Source organism: Kribbella shirazensis (assembly GCF_011761605.1).
Classification (GTDB): domain Bacteria; phylum Actinomycetota; class Actinomycetes; order Propionibacteriales; family Kribbellaceae; genus Kribbella; species Kribbella shirazensis.
Genome location: NZ_JAASRO010000001.1, coordinates 3351610 through 3377524, shown reverse-complemented (window position 1 = coordinate 3377524; position 25915 = coordinate 3351610). Strand labels below are relative to the sequence as shown.

Annotated in this window: 18 protein-coding genes and 3 rRNA genes; 3 read left to right on the top strand and 18 right to left on the bottom strand. The window is 67.3% G+C overall.

The window, feature by feature from the left end:
• From BJY22_RS16635 to steA, 5 genes are read right to left on the bottom strand one after another with little or no spacing between them, the layout of a single operon-like run.
• Entirely contained in the window at positions 1-1026 is a 1026-nt protein-coding gene (locus BJY22_RS16635) for a glycosyltransferase family 4 protein (RefSeq protein ID WP_167207791.1), read from the bottom strand.
• Positions 1023-2600 carry a murein biosynthesis integral membrane protein MurJ gene (gene murJ, locus BJY22_RS16630; protein ID WP_337758744.1) on the bottom strand — a complete coding sequence of 526 codons (1578 nt, stop codon included), beginning with the start codon at positions 2598-2600 and terminating at the stop codon, positions 1023-1025. Before murJ ends, BJY22_RS16635 begins: the two co-directional genes overlap by 4 nt.
• Positions 2579-3388 (bottom strand): hypothetical protein, encoded by an 810-nt coding sequence (locus tag BJY22_RS16625; protein ID WP_167207789.1) that lies wholly within the window; start codon positions 3386-3388, stop codon positions 2579-2581. Before BJY22_RS16625 ends, murJ begins: the two co-directional genes overlap by 22 nt.
• Position 3389: 1 nt before the next feature.
• The gene (locus BJY22_RS16620) at positions 3390-4337 is read right to left on the bottom strand and encodes a copper transporter (RefSeq protein WP_167207787.1); all 948 of its coding nucleotides are present in this window, start codon (positions 4335-4337) and stop codon (positions 3390-3392) included.
• Positions 4334-5515, bottom strand: coding sequence for a putative cytokinetic ring protein SteA (gene steA, locus BJY22_RS16615; RefSeq protein ID WP_167207785.1), 1182 nt, complete (start codon positions 5513-5515; stop codon positions 4334-4336). The genes BJY22_RS16620 and steA overlap by 4 nt, the downstream gene beginning before the upstream one ends.
• A 180-nt stretch (positions 5516-5695) precedes the next feature.
• On the opposite strand from steA, the gene BJY22_RS16610 reads away from it, so the two are divergent.
• Complete coding sequence (locus BJY22_RS16610; protein WP_167207783.1) at positions 5696-6097, top strand: hypothetical protein; 402 nt, start codon at positions 5696-5698, stop codon at positions 6095-6097.
• Position 6098: 1 nt separating this feature from the next.
• Here the strand turns inward: BJY22_RS16610 and recN are convergent, their stop codons facing one another.
• From recN to BJY22_RS16580, 6 genes are all read right to left on the bottom strand, one after another.
• Positions 6099-7823: a DNA repair protein RecN gene (gene recN, locus BJY22_RS16605; RefSeq protein WP_167207781.1), complete on the bottom strand. Its 1725-nt coding sequence runs from the start codon at positions 7821-7823 to the stop codon at positions 6099-6101.
• Positions 7823-8764 carry an NAD kinase gene (locus tag BJY22_RS16600; protein ID WP_167207779.1) on the bottom strand — a complete coding sequence of 314 codons (942 nt, stop codon included), beginning with the start codon at positions 8762-8764 and terminating at the stop codon, positions 7823-7825. Before BJY22_RS16600 ends, recN begins: the two co-directional genes overlap by 1 nt.
• 12 nt (positions 8765-8776) lie before the next feature.
• Positions 8777-9592: a TlyA family rRNA (cytidine-2'-O)-methyltransferase gene (locus BJY22_RS16595; RefSeq protein ID WP_167207777.1), complete on the bottom strand. Its 816-nt coding sequence runs from the start codon at positions 9590-9592 to the stop codon at positions 8777-8779.
• Positions 9593-9616: 24 nt separating this feature from the next.
• On the bottom strand, positions 9617-10036 hold the full coding sequence (locus BJY22_RS16590; RefSeq protein WP_167207775.1) for a hypothetical protein: 420 nt from the start codon (positions 10034-10036) through the stop codon (positions 9617-9619).
• Position 10037: 1 nt separating this feature from the next.
• Entirely contained in the window at positions 10038-10589 is a 552-nt protein-coding gene (locus BJY22_RS16585) for a polyhydroxyalkanoate synthesis protein PhaF (protein WP_167207773.1), read from the bottom strand.
• Between the two features lie 79 nt (positions 10590-10668).
• On the bottom strand, positions 10669-11772 hold the full coding sequence (locus tag BJY22_RS16580; RefSeq protein WP_167207771.1) for an HAD-IIA family hydrolase: 1104 nt from the start codon (positions 11770-11772) through the stop codon (positions 10669-10671).
• A 24-nt stretch (positions 11773-11796) separates the two neighbouring features.
• Here BJY22_RS16580 and BJY22_RS16575 point away from each other — a divergent pair, with 24 nt between their 5' ends.
• A complete protein-coding gene (locus BJY22_RS16575) occupies positions 11797-12942 on the top strand; it encodes a DUF1015 family protein (RefSeq protein ID WP_167207769.1) in 1146 nt (381 codons plus the stop codon).
• Between the two features lies 1 nt (position 12943).
• Here the strand turns inward: BJY22_RS16575 and BJY22_RS16570 are convergent, their stop codons facing one another.
• Genes BJY22_RS16570 through BJY22_RS16560 form a run of 3 tightly spaced genes read right to left on the bottom strand, consistent with a single transcriptional unit; the run spans position 12944 to position 15405 of the window.
• A complete protein-coding gene (locus BJY22_RS16570) occupies positions 12944-13810 on the bottom strand; it encodes a CHAD domain-containing protein (RefSeq protein WP_167207767.1) in 867 nt (288 codons plus the stop codon).
• A 3-nt stretch (positions 13811-13813) separates the two neighbouring features.
• Positions 13814-14842, bottom strand: a complete 1029-nt coding sequence (locus BJY22_RS16565) for a hypothetical protein (protein WP_337758743.1) — start codon at positions 14840-14842, stop codon at positions 13814-13816.
• Positions 14839-15405: a hypothetical protein gene (locus BJY22_RS16560; protein ID WP_167207765.1), complete on the bottom strand. Its 567-nt coding sequence runs from the start codon at positions 15403-15405 to the stop codon at positions 14839-14841. The genes BJY22_RS16565 and BJY22_RS16560 overlap by 4 nt, the downstream gene beginning before the upstream one ends.
• A 1507-nt stretch (positions 15406-16912) precedes the next feature.
• On the opposite strand from BJY22_RS16560, the gene BJY22_RS16555 reads away from it, so the two are divergent.
• Positions 16913-18160, top strand: coding sequence for an IS256 family transposase (locus tag BJY22_RS16555; RefSeq protein WP_167203572.1), 1248 nt, complete (start codon positions 16913-16915; stop codon positions 18158-18160).
• A 102-nt stretch (positions 18161-18262) separates the two neighbouring features.
• Here BJY22_RS16555 and BJY22_RS16550 read toward each other — a convergent pair whose 3' ends face one another.
• The 4 genes from BJY22_RS16550 to BJY22_RS16535 form a co-directional block, all read right to left on the bottom strand.
• Positions 18263-18901, bottom strand: a complete 639-nt coding sequence (locus BJY22_RS16550; RefSeq protein ID WP_167207763.1) for a P-loop nucleotide/nucleoside kinase family protein — start codon at positions 18899-18901, stop codon at positions 18263-18265.
• 1351 nt (positions 18902-20252) lie between these two features.
• A 5S ribosomal RNA gene (rrf, locus tag BJY22_RS16545) occupies positions 20253-20370 on the bottom strand.
• A 152-nt stretch (positions 20371-20522) separates the two neighbouring features.
• Positions 20523-23646 (bottom strand): 23S ribosomal RNA (locus BJY22_RS16540).
• A gap of 490 nt (positions 23647-24136) precedes the next feature.
• A 16S ribosomal RNA gene (locus tag BJY22_RS16535) occupies positions 24137-25661 on the bottom strand.
• The 16S, 23S and 5S rRNA genes sit together here, the layout of an rRNA operon.
• Positions 25662-25915 lie beyond the last annotated feature (254 nt).

The window sequence follows — 25915 nt, the reverse complement described above, 5'->3', positions numbered from 1 at the left end:
TCAAGCACCGGTCGCGACGAGACCCGCGTAGATGTCGAGGAGATTCTTCGCCACCGCGTCCTCGTCCATCCATCGGGCGGCCAACTCCCGGCCTCGTGTCCGCATAGCGTTCGCGGTCTCCGGCTCCGCGAGCACGGCCCGGACCCCGTCCGCCAGCCCGTCCGCGTCCCCGGGGAACGCCAGTACGGCGCTGTCGCCGACCAGCTCGGGTACGCCGCCGACAGCGGTCGCCACGACCGGTACGCCGACCTGCATCGCCTCCTGGAGTACGAGCGCGCGGGCCTCCCAGTGCGACGTGAGCAGGAACACGTCCGCGGCGCCGAGCAGATCAGCCACGTCGTTGCGGTGTCCCAGCAACCGCACCGGCAGCTGCTCCGCGTCGATCCGCGCCTGCAGGTTGTCCCGCAGCGGCCCGTCTCCGACGACCACGAACGTGGCGTCCGGAGTCGACTCCTGTATGCGGGCGGCCACGGTCAGCAAGGTCGGATAGTCCTTCTGCGGCGCCAGCCGGCCCACAGTCAGCACCATGGGCCGGTCAGCGAGCCTCAGCTCACGCCGGACGTCTCGACGCGGCGTACGGATCCAGGGGATCGCTGGAGCGGCCACAGGTGCCAGCTGCGCGTTGCGGGCGCCGAGGCTCTTCGCCAGGTCCACTAGGTCGCTGGACGCTCCCAGCGTCAGGTCAGCGCCCCTGGCGACCAGCCGCTGGCCCATCCGCATCACGAGGCCCCGTGGGCCTGCTGCGATCACCGCGTTGTGCCAGGTGACGACCAGCGGACGCAGCCGTGACCGGTCCCGCAGCGCGGTCATACCGGCCCGGTAGCCGTGGGCGTGGATGACGTCGCAGCCGCGCAGACCGGCCGCCTGCGTGACGACGGTCGCCGGGCCGAAGTCGAAGTGCTCGGCCGTGCCCGGCGGGGCGCACACCAGCACCTCGTGCCCGGCGCTCACGAACCGCGGCACCAGCGAGGCGACGTGCTGCCCGATCCCGCCCCGCGACTCCGCGAGCAGCAGCCCGATCCTCATGGTTTCTCCCGTCGTACGAGTGCGCGGGCGTCCGCGCGATCCAATGCAAGCACGACCACGGCGTACACGACGACGACAGCGAGTCCGGACAGGGCCGCGAACAACACCGAAGTACCCGGACCGGCGTCCCCAGCCGGTACCGACACGGCCCAGCCTGCCGCACCGGCCAGTGCGGCACCGACCAGCGCCGCCAGCGTCGCACGCGGGAGCCCCGCCAGCACACCGGCACCCGCTTCCCGCCGCAGGACCACCAGCAGCACAACGGCCCCCGCAACCATGCCGACCGACATGGCAGCAGCCAGCGCGGGTACTGCGGCCCACTGAGCCGTCAGCACCACACCAGCGACCGCGACGAGCACCCACGCCACAGAGGTCACGACTGCCACCTCACGTCCGCAGTGCCGCGCGTACAGCACCCGGCCGACGTGCATGAGTACTGCGAACCCGATCGCAGCAGGTGCGAAGAACATCAACCCGTCGACCAGAGCCGACGCCCACGACTCCTGCACCGCGCCGTCGTCGTACGCGAAGATCCTGGCGACCGGTACCGCCGTACCGACGAGCAGGGCGGCGCCGGCGCCGCCGGCCAGCATCACCGCGCGGGTGGACGTCGCGGCGTAGTAGTCGAAACGGTCCCCCGACTCGAAGGCGGCCGCCAGGCGCGGGAAGACCGCTGTGGTGATCGGCACGGCGAGTACGGCGTACGGCAGGAGGTAGACCGCGTTCGCCCAGGTGTAGACGGCGATGCTGCCCGCGGCGCCACGGTGGTTCGCCAGGTACGTCGTGACGACGAAGGTGAGCTGTTGCGCGACCAGTACCGCCAGGCCGGCGAATGCGAGCTTTCGGAGTACAGGTCCTACGCCGGGGTCAAGGCGCAGCGTGGGCTTGATCGGCAGCCGCAGGAGGAGCATCGGGATCAGGACTGTCAGCGCCAGCGCCGCGACGCCGGCCGTCGTACCCCAGGCCAGCAGGTCGGTGTCGCCCCGCGAGGCGGCCTCGGCGTCGGGCGCTGCCGCCGCGAAAGCGAAGTACGTCGCGACGACAACGAGGCTCGAGATCAGCGGAGCCCACGCGCCGGCCGCGAAACGCTTGTGGGACTGGAGAACCGCGGTCGCGATCACCGCCACGGCGTACCCGAAGACCTGCGGTACGAAGATCGCCAGCATGCGTGTCGCGGTCGCCGTCGTACTGCCGCACTCGGCGCCCGGAGCGAGCATCGCGTCGGTGTACCGACCGGCCAGAACCCAGGCCAGTAAGGCGACCGGCGCCAGCAGCACGAACGACCAGGACAGCAACGCCCCGATGATCCGCCCCTGCGCGGCACGATCGCCACGTGCCACCGGACCGGCCAGCACCGGGATGACAGCACCGGCCAGCGCTCCACCGGCAACGACTTCGAACAGGATGTTGGGCAGCTGGTTGGCCGTCGTGTAGGCCTCCGCCAGACACCCCGCGCCGACCGTCTTCGAGAAGACCAACCACCGGCCGAAGCCGACAACCCGCGCCAGAACGGTGACCGCGGCAACAATCAGCGCGGCACGGGCGAGCCTGCTCACCTGGGGCGTCGGCCCCACTGGTCGATCTTGTCGAGGACCGGGGTGTCGGCGATCACCTTGGTGAAGCTGACCTTCTCGCTGGCCAGGTTCAGGCCGACGACGGCCGCGAGAACGAGGGTCTTGAGCGGCCCCGGGAGGGTCGCCGCGAGCGCCGTGCCGGTGATAGCGCCCAGGCCGTTCGCACCGGAGTCGCCGAGCATCGAGCGTTCGCCGAGGTCGGACGGCGCGGAGGCCGCGGCGGCGCCGACGACGGCACCGGCCGGACCGTTCACGACGGCCAGCGGGGCACTCACAGCGGTCACGGCCTTGAGCGCACGACCCGGCCGCAGGTCGAGGAGGTTGGTGAGGTTCGCCGTACCGGCGATCAAGGCGCCGTCGGCAACGATCCCGGCGACCGCCTTCGCACCGCGCGACTTCCGCGGCAGCAGGGCGGCGGCCGCGAGACCGGCCGCGCCGACGCCGAGGATCTTCACCGCACCGCTGGTCACCTCGCCGCGCTTCAACGCGCTGAGGTGACCGCGGAATCCCTTCGCCTGCGTGGTCCCGCACAGGTCGTCGTACGCGCCGACCGCACCTGACACGGCACCGGCGAGCAGCGCGGCCGTCTTCACCTTGCCGTTGCCGCGTGACGCGGCGACGCCGGCCAGCGCACCGAGCACCGCCACCGGTCCCTCGAGCAGCGTCACCGGTTCACCCCGGTGGTTGGTGCGCTCGAACGGTTCCCGGTTCTCCTTCGGCAGCTTCTCCGCCGCGCGCTCGAGCCCGGCGGTGGCAGCCGCCGCGACGGCAGCGCTCAGAATTCCCACGTCAGTTGTCCTTCGTCTGTACGGCCGACGGCGCGACGCCGTTCTTCGCGTTGATCGCGCCGTACTGCCCCGCCTTGCCGCCCGCCTGCTCGGCCAGCGAGAAGACGACCGTCGCCTGTCCGGCGGGGAGGTCGGCCACGTCCACGGAGGAAACGATCTTGGTGGCGTCGGAGTCACTCCGCAAGGCCTTGATCAGTCCGCCGTCCGCGGCCGCCTCCGGCGTCCCCGCGACCACGACGCCGCCGCTGCCGGTGTCCAGCCCCTCGATGAAGTCCACGCTGTCGGCGTACGCCGAGTCCTCGGGCGCCGGCGTCGGCGCCTTCGCGGCGATCACCACGACCAGCGTCGCGCGGTCCTTGATCTGCGACGGCTTCAGCGACATCAGCTTCGCGCCGGTCAGCCCGCTGATCACCTTGGTCGAGTCCGCGTCACCGTTCTTGCCCTCTTCCTTGGCCGCGACGCCCCGGGCCAGCAGCAGTCCTGCCCGCTGGTACGTCGTACTGTCCGCCGGGAAGTTCATGTCCGCGGTGACCAACTGGTTCACCAGCGACTCGACCAGCTGGCGCTGCCCGGTGTCGAACAGCTTCGAGTCCAGCGCGACCTTGGTGGTGATCACAGCGCCGGACTTCTCGATCGCGTCCTGGACGCTGTTGGTGAGGTCGTTGTCCGCGCTCGGCATGGTGACGATCGCGACCTTCTTGTTGGTCAGCTTGCCGTCGGTCATCCCGGCGGTCACCTTGGCGACGTAGTCGTCGCGGTACTTGTCGAGCGCCTTCACCTGGACCAGTTCGGCGCGGGCGTCGGCGAGCTGCTGCCGGTCCTTCTCCGCCTGGCTGGCGACGAGTTCGCTGCCGGTGCCCTTCAGCGGGCCGGCGCCGAGCACGACCCCGGCGCCCAGGGCGAAGAAGATCGCCACGATCGAGACGATGTGGTAGCGAAAGTCGATCACGTGAACAGCTCCCGGATCCAGTAGACGAAGTCGCTCCAGCGCGCCCGCAGGATCGACCACAGCACATCGTCGGCGCCGATGGCGACCATCGCCATCCCGACCGCGAACAGGCCGGCCACCATCAGTGCGACGACCTGGAACGTCGAGACCCGGCTGCGGTACAGCCGGCCGACGCCCTTGGCGTCCACCAGCTTGGCACCGACCCGCAACCGGGTGATGAAGGTGCTCGCCATGCCGGAGCGCCCCTTGTCGAGGAACTCCACCAGCGAGTTGTGGGTGCCGACCGCGACGATCAGCGAGGCGCCCTTGGAGTCGGCGAGCAGCATCGCGACGTCCTCGCTGGTACCGGTGGCCGGGAACTCGATCGAGTCGACGCCGAGCCGCTCCAGCCGTTCGGACCCGGGCGCGCGGCCGTCGCGGTACGCGTGCACGACCACCTCGGCGCCGCTCTTCAGGGTCTCGTCCTTGACCGAGTCCATGTCGCCGACGATCAGGTCCGGGACGTACCCGTTCTCGACCAGCGCGTCCGCGCCGCCGTCGACCCCGATCAGCACCGGCCGGTACTCGCGGATGTACGACTTCAGCGCGACCAGGTCGTCGCGGTAGTCGTACCCGCGGACCACGATCAGGACGTGCTTGCCCTCCATCGGCGTGTGGATCTGCGGTACGCCGACGCCGTCGAGCAGCAGGTCCTTCTCGCGGCGCAGGTACTCGAGCGTGTTCGCGGTGAACGCCTCGAGCTGCGTGGACAGCCCCGCGCGGGCCTCGTCCATCAGCTCCGCGACCGTCTTGCTGTCCTGCGAGAGCCCCTTCGCGACCGCCTCGTGGCCGCGGTACAGCGTGCCGTCGTCGAGCCGGACCCGCTCGCCCTCGTGCAGGACCGAGAACACCTCGCGGCCGACCCCGTCGACCAGCGGGATGCCGGCCTCGACCAGGATCTCCGGACCGAGGTTCGGGTACCGGCCGCTGATCGAGTCGGCGACGTTGACCACCGCCGCGACCTTGCAGTCGACGAGCGCCTCGGCGCTCACCCGGTCCAGGTCGACGTGGTCGATGACCGCGATCTCCCCAGGTCTGAGACGTTTGGTGAGATTCTTGGTACGTCGATCCAGCCGGACCACGCCGGTGATGCCGGGCAGTTCAGTGGGTCGTGCTCTCCGCAGGCTGGGCAGTTTCATCGCACCCTCATCCTGCCATGTCAAGAGCCTCTTCCCGGGTCATTTACCCGGCCGGGCCCTTGTTCACGCACCGAATTAACGGTGACTGTGCGTGTCCCGGGGCGTCGAATCATCCTTTTGAACGACCTGCACCCGGGCCGGACTAGGGTTTCAGGCGCAGCCCACCGAACGGAGCAGGCCGTGACGCAATCCCCCCAAGGACCCAGCGATTCCGAACTGGCCGCGCTGAAACACGTGTTCGAAGGTGTCGCCCCGGCCAAGAACATAACGGCCCGTGATGACTGGGAGCAGGCGACCGATCCACGGCAGCCGTCCGGTCGCGCCCGGGCGTGGGCGCGGACCGTCGCGGAGATGGACCCCGCCACGATCGCCCACCGGACACGCGGCGAGGACCCGAACGCGGGCCTCGAGGAGCGGCGGTCGAGCCTGCTGCGCCAGGTCAACGGCGCCTCGCAGGCCTATACCAGACTGCTTGCGGAGTCCCGCAACGCGCAGGACTCCGGCGCCGTCACCGGGTCCGAGCGTCCCGTCACCGGCAGCAGGGTGGAGAAGCCGGCCGACGGCTCCCTCAGAAAGGAGTGATTCAGCGCTTCTTGCGTTTGGGTTTGGTGTGGCGCTCGGCCGCGAGTGCGAGCAACTCTTCGGCGTGGGCCTGGGCGGCGTCGGAGTTTTCCAGGCCGGCCATCATCCGGGAGAGTTCCTTCAAGCGGGCATCGTCGTCCAGGGCCACCAGGCCGCTCGTGGTCACCGATCCGTCGTCGCTCTTCAGCACGACGGCATGACGATCCGCGAACGCGGCGACCTGCGGCAGGTGCGTCACTACGATCACCTGGGTCTTCTCCGCCAGCCGGGCCAGCCGCTTCCCGACCTCGACCGCGGCGCGGCCGCCGATCCCGGCGTCGATCTCGTCGAACACCAGCGTGGGCACGGGGTGCGTGTCGGACAGGATCACCTCGAGCGCGAGCATCACCCGCGACAACTCACCACCGGACGCGGCCTTCTGCAGCGGGCGCGCCGGGCTGCCCGGGTTCGCCGCGAAGCAGAACTCGACCTCGTCGACACCGAACGGTCCGGCGGTGGTCTCGTGCACCTCGACCGACAGCTTCGCGTGCGGCATCGCCAGCCCGGTCAGCTCCTCCGACACCGCGACACCGAGCCGCGCGGCCGCCTCGATCCGCGCCTCCCGGATCTGCTGCCCGAGGTCCGCGAGCTTCGCGTCCAGCTCCTCCAGCTCGGCCGTCAGTTGCTCCACGCGCTCGTCGCTGCCGTCGAGCTCGGCCAGCCGCTCGGCCGATCGCTTGGTCCATTCGATGACCTCGTCCACAACGCCCTGCTCGCCGCCGTACTTGCGCACCAGGCCGGTCAGCAACGCCCGTCGCTCGCTCACCACGGCCAGCCGCGCCGGATCGGTGTCGACATCGGCGGCGTACGACGACAACTCCTGGGCGAGATCGGACGCCAGGTAGCCGAGCTCCCCCGCGCGGTCGGCGAGCTCGGCCAGCTTCGCGTCGTGCTCGCGCTCACCGTCCAGGACCTGTTTCGTCAACGCCAGCAGGCCGAGTACGTCGTTCGGCCGGGTGGAGTCCAGGTCTTCGGACGCCAGGGCATCCGCCGCCGTCGTGGCCGCAGTACGCAGACCGTCGGCGTACGCGAGGCGCTCCTCCTCGGCCGCGAGCTCGGTGTCCTCACCGGGCAACGGCTCCGCCTTCGCGACCTCGTCCAGACCGAACCGCAGCAGGTCCGCCTCCGCCAGGCGGTCACGCTCGCGCGTCGTCAGCTCGGTCAGCTCGGCCTCGACCTCACGATGCCGCTTGTACGCCGCGGAGTACTCCTGCAGCGGCACCAGAACCGGCTTGCCCGCGAACGTGTCGAGGGTCTCCCGCTGCCGCGCGGGCTGCAGCAACCGCCACTGATCCGCCTGCCCGTGGATCGCGACCAGATCGCCCGACACCTCGCCCAGCACCGACACCGGGACGGACGCGCCACCGAGGAACGCCCGCGAACGCCCCTCCGACGACAGCTCGCGCGCGATCAGCAGCTCGTCGTCGTCCAGCTCACCGCCACGGTCCTCGGCCTGCTGCACGATGGCCCGCGGTACGGCACTCGCGCGCCCCTCGACCCGCGCGCGGCGCGTCCCGTGCCGCACCAGGCCGCTGTCGGCGCGGCCGCCGAGCAGCATGTTCACGCCGGTCACGACCATCGTCTTGCCGGCCCCGGTCTCGCCGGTGACGGCGGTGAAGCCCGGGTCGAGGTCCAGCGTCGCGTCCTCGATCACGCCCAGCCCGGTGATGCGAATCTCGGAAAGCATCAGTTCTCCTGTTGGCTGTTGCCGTTGCCGTTGCGTTTGCGTTCGGCGGCCCCACGCCAGCCGAGCACCGGGAGGTCGAACTTCGCCACCAGCCGGTCGGTGAACGGCGCCTCGTGGGCCCGGGCCAGCCGGACCGGCGTCGCACCCCGCCGTACCTGGATCTCGGCGCCGGGCGGCACCTCGACCATCCGCCGGCCGTCGCACCACAGCACGCCGCGGCCGTGCCAGGACGGGACCAGCTCGATCGACAACCGCGACGTGGGCGCCACCACGATCGGCCGCGAGAACAGCGCGTGCGCGCTCAGCGGCACCATCAGGATCGCCTCGACCTCCGGCCAGACGATCGGTCCGCCGGCGGAGAACGAGTACGCCGTACTCCCGGTCGGCGTCGCCACGACGACACCGTCACAGCCGTACCGCGACAACGGGCGGTCGTCGACCTCGACCAGGACCTCGAGCATCTTCTCCCGGGCCGCCTTCTCCACACTGGCCTCGTTGAGCGCCCAGGTCTCGAAGATCAGGTCGTCGTCCAGCCGCACGTCGACGGCCAGCGTCATCCGCTCCTCGACCGTGTAGCTGCGGTCCACCACGACCTGGACGATCCGCTCCAGGTCGTCGACCTCGGCCTCGGCCAGGAAGCCGACGTGGCCCAGGTTCACACCGAGCACCGGCGTACCGTGCGGACGGGCGAGCTCGGCGCCGCGCAGGATCGAGCCGTCGCCGCCGAGCACCATGATCAGCTCGACGTCGTTCGCCGCCTTCTCCGGGTCGTCGACGATCTCGGCCGGGTCGAGCTTGAGCTCCTCGGCCTCGCCGCCGAGCAGCCGGACCTGCATCCCGGCGCCGGTCAGCAGCCGGTGCGCGGCACGGGCGACCTCGACGGCCTCCTCGCGGCCGGTGTGCGTCACCAGCAGCACGCGCCGCGGCTCGTGCTCAGCCACACGTACCTCCTATTACTGCGGTCCGCGCTCGATGGCGGTTTGCAGCATCGTCTCATCGAGAACCGGTGCTTCCCGCCGTATCCACAGGAAGTATTCGACATTTCCTGACGGGCCAGGCAACGGGCTGGCCGCGACGCCCGCGATCCCCCACCCGAGCTCCCGCGCCTTGGCGGCGACCTTGCGGACCGCTTCGGCCCGCAGTTCCGGGTCCCGGACCACGCCGCCCTTGCCCAGCCGCTCCTTGCCGACCTCGAACTGCGGCTTCACCATCAGCACCAGCTCGCCGTCCGGCTTCACCACGCCGATCAGCGCCGGAAGGACCAGGGTCAGGCTGATGAAACTCAGATCGCTGACCACGAGATCAACCGGTTCACCGCCGATGTCCTCGAGCGTGAGCGTGCGGACGTTGGTTCGGTCCATCACGGTGACCCGCTCGTCGGTCTGCAACGCCCAGACGAGTTGGCCGTACCCGACGTCGACGGCGATCACGTGCGCGGCCTCGTTGCGCAGCAGTACGTCGGTGAATCCGCCGGTGGACGCACCGGCGTCGAGCGTACGGCGGCCTGTCACCTGGACGCCGGGGAACGCCTCGAGCGCGCCGAGCAGCTTGTACGCACCACGGCTCGCGTACCCGGGATCCTCGTGGTCCGACGTGTCGACGACGATCGGCGCGTCCGCACCGACCCCGGTCGCGGGCTTGCCGGCCACGGTCCCGGAGACCTTCACCTTGCCCGCCGCGATCAGCTCACTCGCGTGCTCCCGCGAGCGTGCGAGACCACGTCGTACCAGCTCGGCGTCGAGCCGCGACCGCTTGACTCCTTTGGCCACTAGGGCATGCCCATGGTGTTCCGGTCAGCCCCGGTCGCCCTGCTCGGCGTCGGCCTCGACCAGCGCGCTCTGGAGCCGCTCGTGCAGGTCGGCGTACACCTCACCGTGCTCACTGACCGGACGGTCCCGCAACTCGTCGAGGCGCGCCATGGTCTCGTCGACCAGCGGATGCCCGCCGTCGGCGGAGCCGGCCTCGTAGGAGTGCTCGTGCTCCTGGCCGGGCTCGCGCGCGAACTCCGGGCCGAACTCCACCTCCGCCGGATCCACATGCTCGCCCGCTTGATCCGCGGTGTCCTCGGCCAGGTCCTCGGCTGGGTCCTGGGAGCCGGGCTCGCTGTCGTAATCGGGTTGGGCGGGTGTCTCCTCGGACTGGTACGGGTCGAAGCCGGGCTCGACGTCCGGGTCGACGTCCGGTGGGAGCTGCTCGCCGGGATGCTCAGTCATCTCAAGCCTTCTTCGCGATCTTCTTCACCGGCGCCTTCTTCGCGGGTGCCTTCTTCGCCGCCTTCTTCGCCGGGGCCTTCTTGGCCGCGGCCTTCTTCGCCACAGCTGTCTTGGCGGCAGCCTTCTTGGCGGCGATCTTCGGGGCAGCCGTCGGCGCGTCCTCCTCGAACACCCCGGCCTCGACGACCTCGTCGGTCGCCGGCCGGACCCCAGGCTCGCGGACGACCGGTGCGGACGCCGCGGCGCGCACCTCGGCCAGCTCGGTCTCCAGCGCCTTCACCCGGCGGGTGAGCCCGGCGACCTCCTCGGAGCGCGCGAAGCCGAGCCGCGCGACCGCGCCCTCGACCTCGTTCGACACGATCGCCTGCAGCAGTTGACGATTGCTCTTGCTGGTGGCAACGATCTCGTCGGCCAGGTCACTCACCCTGGTCGTCAGCGAGTCCGCCCCGGTCTGCTGCAGCAGAGCCTTTGCCGCCACCTGGGCCTTCTGCCTGGTGACCTCGGTCAACCCGTTCGCCAGTTGTACGTAGCCGCGCAGCGCGTCCATCACCATGTCTGCCTCCTAGCGTCGTCCCCAGCAACGGTAGCGCCTCCCCGCCTCAACACCACCCGCGCCACCTGCCGGAGAACTACTACTTGTCGAGACCGATGCGGTGGAGCGCGGCATCGAGGGCGATGGAGTCCGCCGTCGGGGCGGGCTTCGGGCGGGGACGGCGGCCGCGGGTGGTTTTCGCGGGCTTCGCCGGCTCGGCGGGTGCGTCGACACTGGCCCAGACCGCGGACAGGATCGCGCGCAGCCCGTCGTACGGCGAGCCCTCGCCCTTGACCGCGACGGCGTTGTTCACGACCTCGGCGGTCCAGCCCTCGCAGGTGTGTTTCCCGCCGTCGACGGTCACGCCTGGCTGCTTCTCCACCAGCGCGCCGAGCCCGGCGGCGACGTACGTCGGACGCTGGTTCTTCGGCGCCCTGGCCAGGTCGGACGCGTCGTGGACACCGGTCGCGACCCAGAGGCTCGCGATGCCGACCGCGTTCGCGCCCTCGATGTCGGAGTCCAGCCGGTCCCCGATCATCAACGGTCGCTTGGCTTCCAGCCGCTCGATGCTCGTCTCCAGCAGCGGCGGCTCGGGCTTCCCGGCGACGACCGGGTCGACGTCGACGGCGGCCCGGACCGCCTGCACCAGCGTGCCGTTCCCGGGCGCCTTCCCGGCCGCGGTCGGGATGGTCAGGTCCAGGTTGGTCGCGAACCACTTCGCGCCCTCGTTGATCGCGTGCGCGCCGTCGGCGAGCATCACCCAGTTCACGTCCGGGTGGAAGCCCTGCACGACTGCGACCGGGTGCGCGTCACTGCTCCGGACCGGCGTCAGCCCGTACTCCTCGAGCGCGACGAACAGCCCTTCACCGCCGACCACCAGCACCGGCGAGCCCTTCGGGAACTCGCTCGCGACCAGCTTCGCCGCGGCCTGCGCGGACGTCACCACGTCGTCGGCGATCACGTCCAGCCCGAACGACGCGAGGTGCTCGGCAACGATCCGCGCCGGCCGGCTCGCGTTGTTGGTGATGTACCCGAGGCGCAGGCCTTCCTTGGCGGCCTTGCGCAGGTACTCCGGCGCGTCCGGGACCGGGTCCGGCCCGACGTACACGACGCCGTCGAGGTCCAGCAGCGCGACGTCGTACCGGCTCGCGAGCGGTTCGTCACACGCCGACAGCGGCGGAGGCGAAGTTCGTTCCGTACTCATGCTTCACCCCGTACGATTCCGCGCATGCCGGATCCGGTGCTGAGACTCGATCCCCTGCGGGCCTGGCGGTTCGTGGCGGGCAAGGTGAGCGGGCTGGGCGCCGTCACGTCGCCGCCGTACGACGTGCTGGAACCCGCCATCGTCCGGCGGCTGACTGACTCTGATCTGCACAACATGGTGAGGCTCATCCTTCCACGCGATCCGGACCTCGGCCCCGGCCGGTACGACGAACCCGCCGAGCGGCTCGCCGCGTGGCAGCGGGCCGGCGTGGTGGTGCAGGACGAGCGGCCGGCGCTGTACGTGTACGAGCAGCGCCTGGGGAACGCCGTACTGTGCGGACTGGTCGGCTCGCTCCGGCTGGACCCGACGCGGCGGGTTGTCCTGCCACACGAGAATGTGATGCCGCACTGGGTCGACGACCGCCTGCGGCTCATGCAGGCGACGGACGCGGATCTGGAGCCGATTCTGCTCGCGTACGCCGACGGTGGGGTGGCGAGCGATGCGGTGGACGCGGCGCGGAGCGGTGAGCCGTGGGTGGAGGCCGAAACGTACAACGAGGCCGAGCACTGCATCTGGCGGATCGAGGACCCAGTGACGGTGGCGGCGATCGCTGCGGAGCTGGCGAAGCACGAAGCTGTCATAGCGGACGGGCACCACCGGTATGCGGCGTACCTGGAGCGCCAGCTGCGAGAGCCGTACCGGCCGGGTGCAGAGGTCGGTTTGGCCATGCTGGTGGACTACGTGCGGCACCCGTTGACGCTGGACCCGATTCACCGTCTCGCACCGGGTCTGGACCTGCAGACTGTGCAGCAGCGCACGCCTAGTGGTTGGCAGATGCAGCCTGGCCGGGTGGAGGGCGACCCGGAGCGCATCTCTGTCACGGACGGCTCCAGCTGGCTGACACTCCACACCGCTTCGGACATGCCCACAGTCAAGTTGCTGCACGAGGTGTTGCTGCCGGCCTGGGGGGTGGTGCAGGAGGAGCTCAGCTTCCACCACACGCTTGCGGACGCGCTGGCGCTGGCTGGCCCTCAGCAGCTCGCTGTAGAGCTCACAGCGCCCCACATGGACCAGGTACTGCGTTCCGCGGCACAAGGCGTCGTACTGCCACAGAAGGCAACGTCGTTCGGCCCGAAGCCACGAGTGGGGTTGCTGTTCCGAACGCTCTGACTCAGGGACGGTGGTACAGGCTGAGGAACTGCTCGCGGAGGGGCTTGCGAGCAGCCCTGTGGCGCTCTGTGAGGCGTCCGAGCGTGAACGAGAGCTCTGGGTCGTCCTCAGCGGCCGCGTGGGCAGCCATGTTGGTCAGGGCGTCTGCCGCGGCGCAGTGGTCCTGGTGCTGCCCCAGGAGTTCCTGGTACGTCGCTGCGTGGGCAGCTGTGGCTTTTGCTTCGTCACCGAGTACAGCGGCTGTGGTGTCGGCGGCGTACCGGACTCGCTTGGCCAGGAGGCGTACCTCATGCCAGTCGTCGTCCGGGGTCCAGGGCTTGAGCTTGTCTGCTTCCTGGGTGAACTGTGCGGTGGCGGCTTGCAGGAGCTGTGGCAGGACTTCGCTGCAGGGCTTGTCTGCCTTGGTTTTCAGGTCGGGGGCGGTGGCGATCGCTTCGAGGGTGGTGAGGAGGTCCTTGGTGGACTCACCCAGCACCACCTCGGCGGACCGGGCGGCTGCGCGGTCGAGGCCGAGCGTGAGGGTGGTGAGGATCGTGTCGACGTGTTCCTCGTTGTCCTCGCTGGACGTGTGCTCGCGAACGAGTGCAGCGATCACCTCGAGGTCCCGCGCCTCCCCACAGGCCTGTGCCAGCGCCTGCAGATCCGCACGTAGTCCGGTCGCCCAGTCCCCCGCCAGCAGCTTGCGGAACAACTTCAGATCGCTCCGCAACCGCCGGCAGGACACCCGCACCTGGTGGATGGCGTCGTCCTCACCGTTCTCCACCATCCCAACAGCCTTCTCCAGCCGCCGCGCACCCTTCACCAGGGCCGCGGCCACCAGCCCCCCAACTGGATCGCCGGCCACCAACTCCCGCCCCACAACCCCCACGCCCTACTCGCCGTCCCGCTTCGACTCCCCCGCACCCACACCCACATCGCCTGCGCCAGCCACGTCTGCACCGCCATCCACGTCACCTGAGTCAGCGTCGTCGACAGCGCCCGTGTCGGCGCCCGCCTCCGCGCCCTCGGCGTTGTCCGTAGCCTCGTCGCTCGCGCCCTCAACCTCGGCAGCGTCGTCCTCGGCTTCCCCACCGACGTCATCGGCGTCAGCGTCGGCCGAGTCAGCAGCGTCCGTGACCTCAACCCTGGCGGCGTCGGCGGCGTCCGTGCCGTCGCCCGTTCCCGCGACCTCGTCGTCACCCGCGTCGTCCACGGCTGCGCTGGTCTCTTCGGCGGTCTCGTCGGCGTACTCGTCCTCGAAGTACTCGTCGTCGAGCACCGTGTCGTCCTCGTCGAGGTCCGTGAACTCGAGCCCCTCGAGCTCGGCCGCACGCTCCGCCGCCCCGGTCAGTCCATCACCGTCAACACCCGCGGCGCGATGGAACCACACGAGCGCATCCTCGGTCCGCCCGGCTTCCGCGAGCGCATCGGCGTACGCGTACCGCAGCCGCGGCAACCAGTCGGCCCGCGTCCGCTTCGTCAGCTCCGGCACCTCCAGCATCTGGATCGCGGCCGCCGTCTGTCCCTTGTCGCGCCGCGCACCGGCCGCCACGATCAGCAGCTCGATCTGCGTCGGCTCCGACAGGTCGTGAACGTGCTTGTCCTTCGTCAGCGCCAGCGCCTTGTCCGGCCGCCCGAGCGCGCGCTCGCAGTCGGCCATCATCGCGAGCACCTCGTGGTTACCCGTCATCCGCCGTACGGCACGGAACTCGGTCAGCGCCTCGTCGTAGTGCTCAGCCAGATACGCCGTGATCGCGACAGCCTCCCGCACTCCACCGAGCCGCGCCGCCAACCGCCGCGCGGTCCGCGCATGCTGGTACGCAAGCTCCGGATCGTCGTCGAGGAACCGCCCCGACGCCACCAGATGCTGCGCCACCAGGTCGGCCAACGTCCGCGGCAACGACCGCAGCTCAGCCTTCACGCCACGATCGAGCTCGGCCCCCGTGATCCCCTCCGGAACCTTCGGGTCGTCGCGCCGAGGCCCAACCTTCTCCTCACGCTCCTCCCGCCGGAACCCACTCCGCCGATCGTCCCGCGCTCCACGCCGATCATCCCGACCCCCGGCACGCCCCCGCGAGTCGCCGCCACCGGCCCGCCCACGCGAGTCACCAGCACCGGCGCGTCCACGCGAGTCGCCGGCACCGGCACGCCCGCGCGAATCCCCACCACGCTCGTCCCGCCGGAACGCACCACGCTCACCCCGCCCAGGCCCACCGGCCCCAGCAGGCCCACGCCCGCGCGAGTCCCCAACCGGCCCACGCCCGCGCGAATCCCCACGGAAGTCCCCCGACCGCTCATCCCGCCGACCCTCACCACGCGGATCCCCAGCCCGCTCATCCCGCCGGAACCCACCGGCACCCCGCTCATCCCGCTGCGAGCCACCACGCCCAGCCCCACCACGCTCATCCCGCCGATAACCACCGCGATCGTCCCCGCCACGCTCATCACGCCGGTAACCACCACGGTCGTCACCACCGCGCTCATCACGCCGGTATCCGCCGCGGTCGTCGCGCCCAGCGCGGTCGTCCCGCCGGGAACCGGCTACGCCTCGTCCCGCACCAGGCCCGCGCCCAGAACCACCCCGGTCGTCCCGCCGACCGCGCTCCTCGCCGGACAACTGCCCACCGAACGGATCCCGCCGCGCCTTGTCCTCACCCCGAGAGCCGGCAAACCCCCGCCGATTCTCCGACGGCCCCTGATCCCGATCGCCGTACGACGAACCACCAGAACGCCCACCGGACCCACCGGCCCGCCCACCGGCAAACCCACCACGCCGAGCCGGAGCCCCACCGGAACGCCTCGCAGAACCCCCGCGAGCCCCACCAGACCCCGAACCGCCACCGCTGGACCCCGAACGCCCGCCGCCCGAACGTCCGCCGCCCGAACCCGACCACCCAGCCCCGGATCCGCCAGAGCCACCAGAGCCGCCACGACCGGATCCCCCGCCGCTCGACTTGGACCAACCACCAGCCCCGGACCGACCGGCCCCCGAACCAGAACCCCCGGCCCCAGGTCCAGAACGACCCGAGCCAGAACGCCCCGAACCCGAACGGTTGCCGGAGTCAGAGCGTCCCCCACCGGTACCGCCGGAACGGCCGGCGCCTCCGGAGGAACCGCGTCGGTCCCCTGAGCCGGAGCGAGGATTGCGAGGTGGCGTAGCCACGGTGACTCCTAACAAAGCTGAAGAACAGTAATCGGACAAACGTTACCGTCCCCCACAACGATCCACCGCATCGAGTACTTCCCACCACAAGCCCCACCCGCCCACCGACCACGACTCCCGCGAACCCAACCGTCGACCCGCCCAGCAACCGGCCATCAGCCACGCGCAACCCCGCCACCCCCGAAGCCCGACAACCACACTCCCGGCACCACACCCCCGGCACCACACCCCCGGCACCCCCGGCACCACACTCCCGACGACCGCACTCCCCGCACCACACTCGCACTGCCGCAGTCGCGGTGCCGCAGTCGCGGTGCCGCTGATAGCGGCGGCCAGCAGCGCGACGGCCGACGCCGTCGGAGCCCGGTCCAGCGGCGTCGCAGCCGTCAGCGCGTGCAGCCAGCGGTCACTGATGTGCCGCGACGGGGTGTGCGCACGCCCCCGCTGCCGAGGCCGCCCGGCATGCGACGCCGCCGTCTCAGGCCATCCGGCGGTACGGCGGTCCGCCACCGGCCCTGAAGCGGGCACCGGCACAACCGCACAGTGGCGTCGACGCAGGCTGTAGGCCGACTGCCTTCTGCGCATCCGGCGCCACCCGAGCCGCGGTCTCAGACGCGTGTCCGCCGAAGCATCCGGCGGTGCGGCGGCCGGTCGCGTTCGAGCGGGGTCCGACGCCATCCCCGGGGTTCGCCACCCACGTCCGGCCCGATCCGAAGTTGAGTCCCCGATAGTGGTGTAGCGCGGTCGCCGAACTCGTCGTGGACGAGGACGCGGTCATCGCGTGATCCTTCGAGTCAACCTTCCACAGAATCCTCGAGGACCATCACGATGACCGCACCACACATTGTCGACCCTGTCGGTCTGCTTGGCGAGGCGCTCGCCGAAGCCAGCCCTGATCTGATGCGTTCGCTGTTGCAGTCGATCATCAACGCGCTGCTGTCCGCCGACGCCGACGCGGTGGTCGGCGCGGAGTGGGGACGCCCCTCGCCGGGCCGTACGACGCAGCGCAACGGCTACCGGCACCGCGACCTGGACACCCGTGTCGGAACGGTCGATGTCGCGATTCCGAAGCTCAGGAAGGGCACCTACTTCCCGGAGTGGCTGCTAGAGCGCCGCAAACGCGCCGAGTCGGCCCTGATCACCGTCGTGGCCGACTGCTACCTCGCCGGGGTTTCCACGCGGCGGATGGACAAGCTGGTCAAGACACTCGGCATCGACTCACTGTCCAAGTCCCAGGTCTCCCGGATGGCCGCCGACCTCGACGCGGTCGTCGAGGACTTCCGGCACCGGCCGCTCGACGCCGCCGGCCCGTTCACCTTCGTGGCCGCGGACGCACTCACGATGAAGGTCCGCGAGGGCGGCCGGGTCGTCAACGCCGTCGTGTTGCTCGCGACCGGCGTCAACGGCGACGGGCACCGCGAGGTCCTCGGCCTGCGCGTGGCCACCAGTGAGACCGGGCCGGCCTGGAACGAGTTCTTCGCCGATCTGGTCGCCCGCGGCCTGGCCGGCGTGCGGCTCGTCACCTCGGATGCCCACGCCGGTCTCCGGGAGGCGATCGCGGCGAACCTGCCCGGCGCGTCCTGGCAGCGATGCAGAACGCACTACGCCGCGAACCTGATGAGCATCTGCCCCAAGAGCATGTGGCCGGCGGTCAAGGCGATGCTGCACTCGGTCTACGACCAGCCCGACGCGCACGCGGTGCAGGCCCAGTTCGACCGGCTGCTCGACTACGTCGGCGAGAAGCTGCCCGCCGTCGCCGACCATCTCGCCGCGGCCCGCGAGGACGTTCTCGCCTTCACCGTCTTCCCGAAGGACGTGTGGACACAGATCTGGTCCAACAATCCCGCCGAACGCTTGAACAAAGAAATCCGGCGCCGCACCGACGCGGTCGGGATCTTCCCCAACCGCGACGCCATCGTCCGCCTCGTCGGCGCCGTCCTGGCCGAACAAACCGACGAATGGGCCGAAGGACGCCGCTACCTCGGCCTCGACGTCCTCGCCCGCTCACGCCTCACCAGCCACACCAACACCCAACCCGAGATCGAAACCGACGACCTACCAGCACTCACCGCCTAACCCCACCCCAGGATCACGCAGCACTACACCACTTCCAGGGACTTGACCCGATCCGAAGCCGCTGTCAGACAAACCTGTTGGCAAGGACGGCGTCCCTTCGGATCAGGGTTCGACGTCAACCCAGCCCTTGGAGAGCGCGAGCTTTCCGGATCGAGCGGCTCTGCGCTGACCCATGACCCACTGCTCAAGGTCGTCGACAGATTGAGCGATGGATCGACCCGTGGTGTCGAGGACGTACGTGTACCACCTGGGATCTTCCTTCGTCCACGTCGACCATCGATCCCAGACCATCTCCGGCCAGCTACCGTCAATGATCACGTCAGGCCGGTGGCGAGGGTCTTCAGCGTGCCCCAGGTGCCACGCACCCCAACCGACGAAGGAGTCAAGAACTGCGGGTGACCAGCGACCTCCGTCTCGTCGATCGAGGCGCCGCCGCCGTTCCTCGTCGGAGACATGCACCAGACACACCGCGATGCCATCGAGCTGAGGCGCTGACGGCGACGCCAAGATCTCACCGAGCGGGGACTGGCCGGTCAGGACAACATCCAGCCCACGGTCTTGATACTCCAAGGCTCGGCGGATCCACTGTTCTGTCGTCCGATTCCGCCATTGCGCGTCCGCATCCTCCGGTACGCCGATCTCGTCGTGATCATGGAAAACCACGCCCCGCCGGCGGTCACCCAGCGCGCGAGCGAGCGTCGTCTTACCCGAACAACTCGAACCAGTCACCACCAGCAACATCCGACCAACCCTGACAGCCGAAGGCAGCCCGAGCCACCAATTTGTCACCTCATTGGGCGATCGGGGATTGGATCACCGTCTCTGCGTTCACCAGCAGCGTTGGAGCATGACGGATGACAGAGGCATCCCGGCAAAGCTCCGACGACCAACGCTCGAGCGCGCGTGAGCATCTACGCCTCGAACATCCGCTCGTGCCCTCTGCAGACACGACGTCCCTTACGGCTGTGTCCACGAAACCTCCACCAAGGTCCCCCTCGTCACCCGACGCGGTGCTGCGCAGCCAATGGCAGTGCGGTGCAGTCTGGCATGGCCGGTGAGGCGCGGTGCGCCTGCGGGAGGCACCTCCAGCGCGGGGCCTGGTCGGCGTGCGGCCGGGCGCGGTGCCGGGTGTTGCCTGTCGGAAGGGCGGCGCGGTCTGGTGTGGCCGGTGAAGCGCTGTGCGCCTGTGGGAGGCCCGTCCAGCGCAGGGCCGGGGCCGTGTGCCGCCCGGCGCGGTGCTGTGCAGCCATGCAACGGCGGTGCAATCCGGCATGGTCGGTGAAGTGCTGTGCGCCTGTGGAAGGCAACGTCCAGCGCAGGGCCGGGATCGCGTGCCGCCCGGGGCGATGCTGGGTTGCCGTTTGCAACGGCGGTGCGGTCCGGTGTGGCCGGTGAAGTGCAGTACGCCTGTGAGCGGCACGTTCAGCGTGGGGCCGGGCGCGGCGCTGGGTTGCCTGTTGGAAGGGGCGGTGCGGTCCGGTGTGGCCGGTGAAGTGCGGTGCGCCTGCGGGAGGCACGTCCAGCGCGGGGTCCCGGCCGGCGTGTGGCCCGGCCTGGTGCTGCGCTGCCGTGGAAGGTCGGTGCGGTCGGCGCAGTACGACCGGCTCTGGCAGCTGTGCCGCCCGCGGTGCTGTGCCGCCGGTGCAATGGGGTGGTGGATGGGCTGCCGTATAGCCAGTGCAGTGCGGCCGCCGCGGCCGGTGCGGTACGACGGGCTCGGGCAGATGTGCCGCTCGCGGTGCTGTGCCGCCGGGGCAAAGCGTGTGGTGGGTGGGGTGCCGTAGAGCCGGTGCGGTACGACAAGCTCTGGCAGGCTCCGCCGGCGCGGTACGACCGGTGCGGTACCGCCTGCTCTGACCGGCTCCGACAGGTGCGGCCGCCGCCGTGCGGGCGCCGTGCGGGCGGATACGTCGACCGGCAGGCGCGGCGAGCCTGGGCTCACCTGGAATCACCTGGGCCCGCCTCGGATCGGCGTGGCCAGGCTGTAGCTGGCTGTGGCCGGCAGGCCGTCGTTCTGTCTACCCGCAGGTTGGTGCGGGGCAGGGAAATGTTAAGGGCCACCCCGTGTGGGGTGGCCCTTAACAGTGTGAATGTCCGGCGGCGTCCTACTCTCCCACGACCTCCCGGTCGCAGTACCATCGGCGCTGGCGGGCTTAACTTCCAGGTTCGGAATGGAGACTGGGTGTTTCCCCGACGCTATGGCCACCGAAACTCTATAAGAACACATGTCAAACCTGCACAAGCCACACAATTGTGGGCTGGGGTTGACCGTATTCCGGGAACCGTACAGTGAACGCGAACATCGTTACATAACGCAGCCAATAGTCTCAGTTTCCACACCCCGCGTAGCGGGTGGTGGGTGTGTGACAAGCCCTCGGCCTATTAGTACCAGTCAGCTCCACACGTTACCGCGCTTCCACTTCTGGCCTATCAACCCAGTGGTCTACTGGGGGCCTTACCCGGTTAACCCGGTGGGAGACCTCATCTTGAAGCGTGCTTCCCGCTTAGATGCTTTCAGCGGTTATCACTCCCGAACGTAGCCAACCAGCCGTGCTCCTGGCGGAACAACTGGCACACCAGAGGTTCGTCCACCCCGGTCCTCTCGTACTAGGGGCAGCCCTTCTCAAGTCTCCTGCGCGCGCAGCGGATAGGGACCGAACTGTCTCACGACGTTCTAAACCCAGCTCGCGTGCCGCTTTAATGGGCGAACAGCCCAACCCTTGGGACCTACTCCAGCCCCAGGATGCGACGAGCCGACATCGAGGTGCCAAACCATCCCGTCGATATGGACTCTTGGGGAAGATCAGCCTGTTATCCCCGGGGTACCTTTTATCCGTTGAGCGACGGTGCTCCCACATGCCACCGCCGGATCACTAGTTCCGACTTTCGTCCCTGCTCGACATGTCTGTCTCACAGTCAAGCTCCCTTGTGCACTTACACTCGACACCTGATTGCCAACCAGGCTGAGGGAACCTTTGAGCGCCTCCGTTACCTTTTAGGAGGCGACCGCCCCAGTCAAACTACCCACCAGGCACTGTCCCTGATCCGGATAACGGACCAAAGTTAGACAGCCAGAACAACCAGAGTGGTATTTCAACGATGACTCCACCCGAACTGGCGTCCGGATTTCACAGTCTCCCACCTATCCTACACAAGTTGTACCGACCACCAATACCAAGTTGTAGTAAAGGTCCCGGGGTCTTTCCGTCCTGCTGCGCGTAACGAGCATCTTTACTCGTAATGCAATTTCGCCGAGTCCATGGTTGAGACAGCGCCCAAGTCGTTACGCCATTCGTGCAGGTCGGAACTTACCCGACAAGGAATTTCGCTACCTTAGGATGGTTATAGTTACCACCGCCGTTTACTGGCGCTTAAGTTCAAAGCTTCGCCGGCCGAAACCAGCTAACCTGTCCCCTTAACGTTCCAGCACCGGGCAGGCGTCAGTCCGTATACATCGAATTACTTCTTCGCACGGACCTGTGTTTTTAGTAAACAGTCGCTTGGGCCTGGTCTCTGCGACCATCACCGCTTCGGCGAGTAAATCACCTAACGGATCCGGTCCCCCTTCTCCCGAAGTTACGGGGGCATTTTGCCGAGTTCCTTAACCATGGTTCACTCGATCGCCTTGGTATTCTCTACCTGATCACCTGTGTCGGTTTGGGGTACGGGCGGCTCTAACACTCACTGCGAAGTTTTTCTCGGCAGCATGGGATCATCCACTTCCCCTAAACGGGTCCGCCTCGGCTCTCAGGCTCAATGAGACACGGATTTGCCTATGCCTCGCCCTACCACCTTGCCCGCGGATCAGCTTGCGCCTACCATCGCCGCGGTTGGACTACCCTCCTGCGTCACTCCTCAATGCACCTACTACCACCTCGGGTCACCAACGCCACCAATCCGTCCGAAGACATCATGGCCTTGTTGGCTTAGCATCAGCAGGTTCGGTCGGGTCGTGTTAATGCCGGTACGGGAATATCAACCCGTTGTCCATCGACTACGCCTGTCGGCCTCGCCTTAGGTCCCGACTTACCCAGGGCAGATTAGCTTGACCCTGGAACCCTTGATCATCCGGCGGACGGGTTTCTCACCCGTCATTCGCTACTCATGCCTGCATTCTCACTCGTGCAGCATCCACAACTCCATCACTAGGCTGCTTCACACGCTGCACGACGCTCCCCTACCCACCCACACACCTGGACGACCCAAAAGGGCCGCCGAGTACTTGTGTGAGTGCCACAGCTTCGGCGGATTGCTTGAGCCCCGCTACATTGTCGGCGCGGAATCACTTGACCAGTGAGCTATTACGCACTCTTTCAAGGGTGGCTGCTTCTAAGCCAACCTCCTGGTTGTCTGGGCAACTCCACATCCTTTTCCACTTAGCAATCGCTTAGGGGCCTTAGCTGGTGATCTGGGCTGTTTCCCTCTCGACTACGGAGCTTATCCCCCGCAGTCTCACTGCCGCGCTCTCACTTACCGGCATTCGGAGTTTGGCTGATTTCGGTAAGCCGGTAAGCCCCCTAGACCATCCAGTGCTCTACCTCCGGTAAGAAACACACGACGCTGCACCTATATGCATTTCGGGGAGAACCAGCTATCACGGAGTTTGATTGGCCTTTCACCCCTATCCACAGGTCATCCCCCAGGTTTTCAACCCTGGTGGGTTCGGTCCTCCACGCGGTCTTACCCACGCTTCAACCTGCCCATGGATAGATCACTCCGCTTCGGGTCTAGAGCATGCGACTAAAGCGCCCTATTCAGACTCGCTTTCGCTACGGCTACCCCACACGGGTTAACCTCGCCACACACCACTAACTCGCAGGCTCATTCTTCAAAAGGCACGCCGTCACACCCCACAAGGAGATGCTCCGACGGATTGTAGGCAACCGGTTTCAGGTACTATTTCACTCCCCTCCCGGGGTACTTTTCATCTTTCCCTCACGGTACTAGTCCGCTATCGGTCACCAAGAAGTATTTAGGCTTAGCGGGTGGTCCCGCCAGATTCACACGAGATTTCAAGAGTCCCGTGCTACTTGGGAAAACACTCGAGAGTCACTGTCTTACGCCTACAGGGCTATAACCCACTACGGCTCAACATTCCAGAAGATTCGACTTCAACAGTGATTTATAACTCTCCGGTCTCACGGCATTAAGACCTGAATGCTCCCACAACCCCATATACGCAACGCACGCCGGCTATCACACGCACATGGTTTAGCCTCATCCGCTTTCGCTCGCCACTACTCACGGAATCACAATTGTTTTCTCTTCCTACGGGTACTGAGATGTTTCACTTCCCCGCGTTCCCTCCAGAACCCTATGTGTTCAGGCACTGGTAACTGGCTTTAGAATGCCAGCTGGGTTTCCCCATTCGGACACCCCCGGATCACAGCTCGGTTGCCAACTCCCCGGGGCTTATCGCAGGCTCCAACGTCCTTCATCGGCTCTTGGTACCAAGACATCCACCGATTGCCCTTAGTAGCTTGTCACAAAAACAAAAACTAAAAGCAAAAATTACGCTACAAAGAGATGCTCGCGTTCACTATACAGTTCTCAAAATACGGGCAGGAACACCAGCCCCAAACCACCGCTTACCAATCAGCACACCCTCAAGGGAAACAACCCACCCATCAGATACACCCACCAGCAGTTCAGTGAGAGCCGGCCCCAGCCACCCAACCAACCACAACCTGGTTGGCCCGTGACCCAGAAGAAACAGATCCAGCCCCCAGAAGCACAGCTTCCGTGAACCGGGCCCGATTCCTCAGGACCCAACAGCGCGCCTCAGCCACTCACCCGAACAACCCCGCGTTCCACGCCTTCACCCCAAAGGGCTCCAGCAGTACTAACCCGATCACTCGAGATCCTGGCCTAATGGTCAATGTTCCACATTCCGAAGCACCGTCGCCCTGGAACGGACGTCCAAGAAACGACGAATTGACGACCACCCTTCCGGGTCGATCGCCGAATGCTCCTTAGAAAGGAGGTGATCCAGCCGCACCTTCCGGTACGGCTACCTTGTTACGACTTCGTCCTAATCGCCAGCCCCACCTTCGACGGCTCCCTCCACAAGGGTTAGGCCACCGGCTTCGGGTGTTGCCGACTTTCATGACGTGACGGGCGGTGTGTACAAGGCCCGGGAACGTATTCACCGCAGCGTTGCTGATCTGCGATTACTAGCGACTCCGACTTCATGGGGTCGAGTTGCAGACCCCAATCCGAACTGAGACCGGCTTTTTGGGATTCGCTCCACCTTACGGCTTCGCAGCCCTTTGTACCGGCCATTGTAGCATGCGTGAAGCCCTGGACATAAGGGGCATGATGACTTGACGTCATCCCCACCTTCCTCCGAGTTGACCCCGGCAGTCTCCTATGAGTCCCCACCACCCCGAAGGGCGTGCTGGCAACATAGGACGAGGGTTGCGCTCGTTGCGGGACTTAACCCAACATCTCACGACACGAGCTGACGACAGCCATGCACCACCTGTATAGGACCCTTACGGACCCCCCATCTCTGGAGGATTTCCCTATATGTCAAACCCAGGTAAGGTTCTTCGCGTTGCATCGAATTAATCCGCATGCTCCGCCGCTTGTGCGGGCCCCCGTCAATTCCTTTGAGTTTTAGCCTTGCGGCCGTACTCCCCAGGCGGGGCGCTTAATGCGTTAGCTGCGGCACGGAGGACGTGGAATGTCCCCCACACCTAGCGCCCAACGTTTACGGCGTGGACTACCAGGGTATCTAATCCTGTTCGCTACCCACGCTTTCGCTCCTCAGCGTCAGGTAAGGCCCAGAGAGCCGCCTTCGCCACCGGTGTTCTTCCTGATATCTGCGCATTCCACCGCTACACCAGGAGTTCCGCTCTCCCCTGCCTACCTCTAGTCTGCCCGTATCGGAAGCAGGCTCGGGGTTAAGCCCCGAGTTTTCACTCCCGACGTGACGAACCGCCTACGAGCCCTTTACGCCCAATAATTCCGGACAACGCTCGGACCCTACGTATTACCGCGGCTGCTGGCACGTAGTTGGCCGGTCCTTCTTCTGCAGGTACCGTCACTCTCGCTTCGTCCCTGCTGAAAGAGGTTTACAACCCGAAGGCCGTCATCCCTCACGCGGCGTTGCTGCGTCAGACTTTCGTCCATTGCGCAATATTCCCCACTGCTGCCTCCCGTAGGAGTCTGGGCCGTGTCTCAGTCCCAGTGTGGCCGGTCGCCCTCTCAGGCCGGCTACCCGTCGACGCCTTGGTAGGCCATTACCCCACCAACAAGCTGATAGGCCGCGAGCCCATCCCCAACCGCCAGAACTTTCAACCAACCACCATGAGGCAGCCGATATTATCCGGTATTAGACCCCGTTTCCGAGGCTTATCCCAAAGTTGAGGGTAGGTTGCTCACGTGTTACTCACCCGTTCGCCGCTCGTGTACCCCCGAAGGGGCCTTACCGCTCGACTTGCATGTGTTAAGCACGCCGCCAGCGTTCGTCCTGAGCCAGGATCAAACTCTCCGTTGAAATCTATATGTCAACCACGGCGAACCATGGAAAACAGACTACTTCGAGAAGATCCTTCGAATCAGAAACAATCAAACTGACTTGAATCAATAATTTCAAAGGAATCCACCCACAGACAACGACAACCCCCAACCCAAGATCAAAGACCCAGGGCCTAGGAAGAATCGTTCAACGCCTGTGGACGGGGTTAATGCATCTTTCGGCATTGACTTTCGGCACGCTGTTGAGTTCTCAAGAATCGGACGCACACCGCA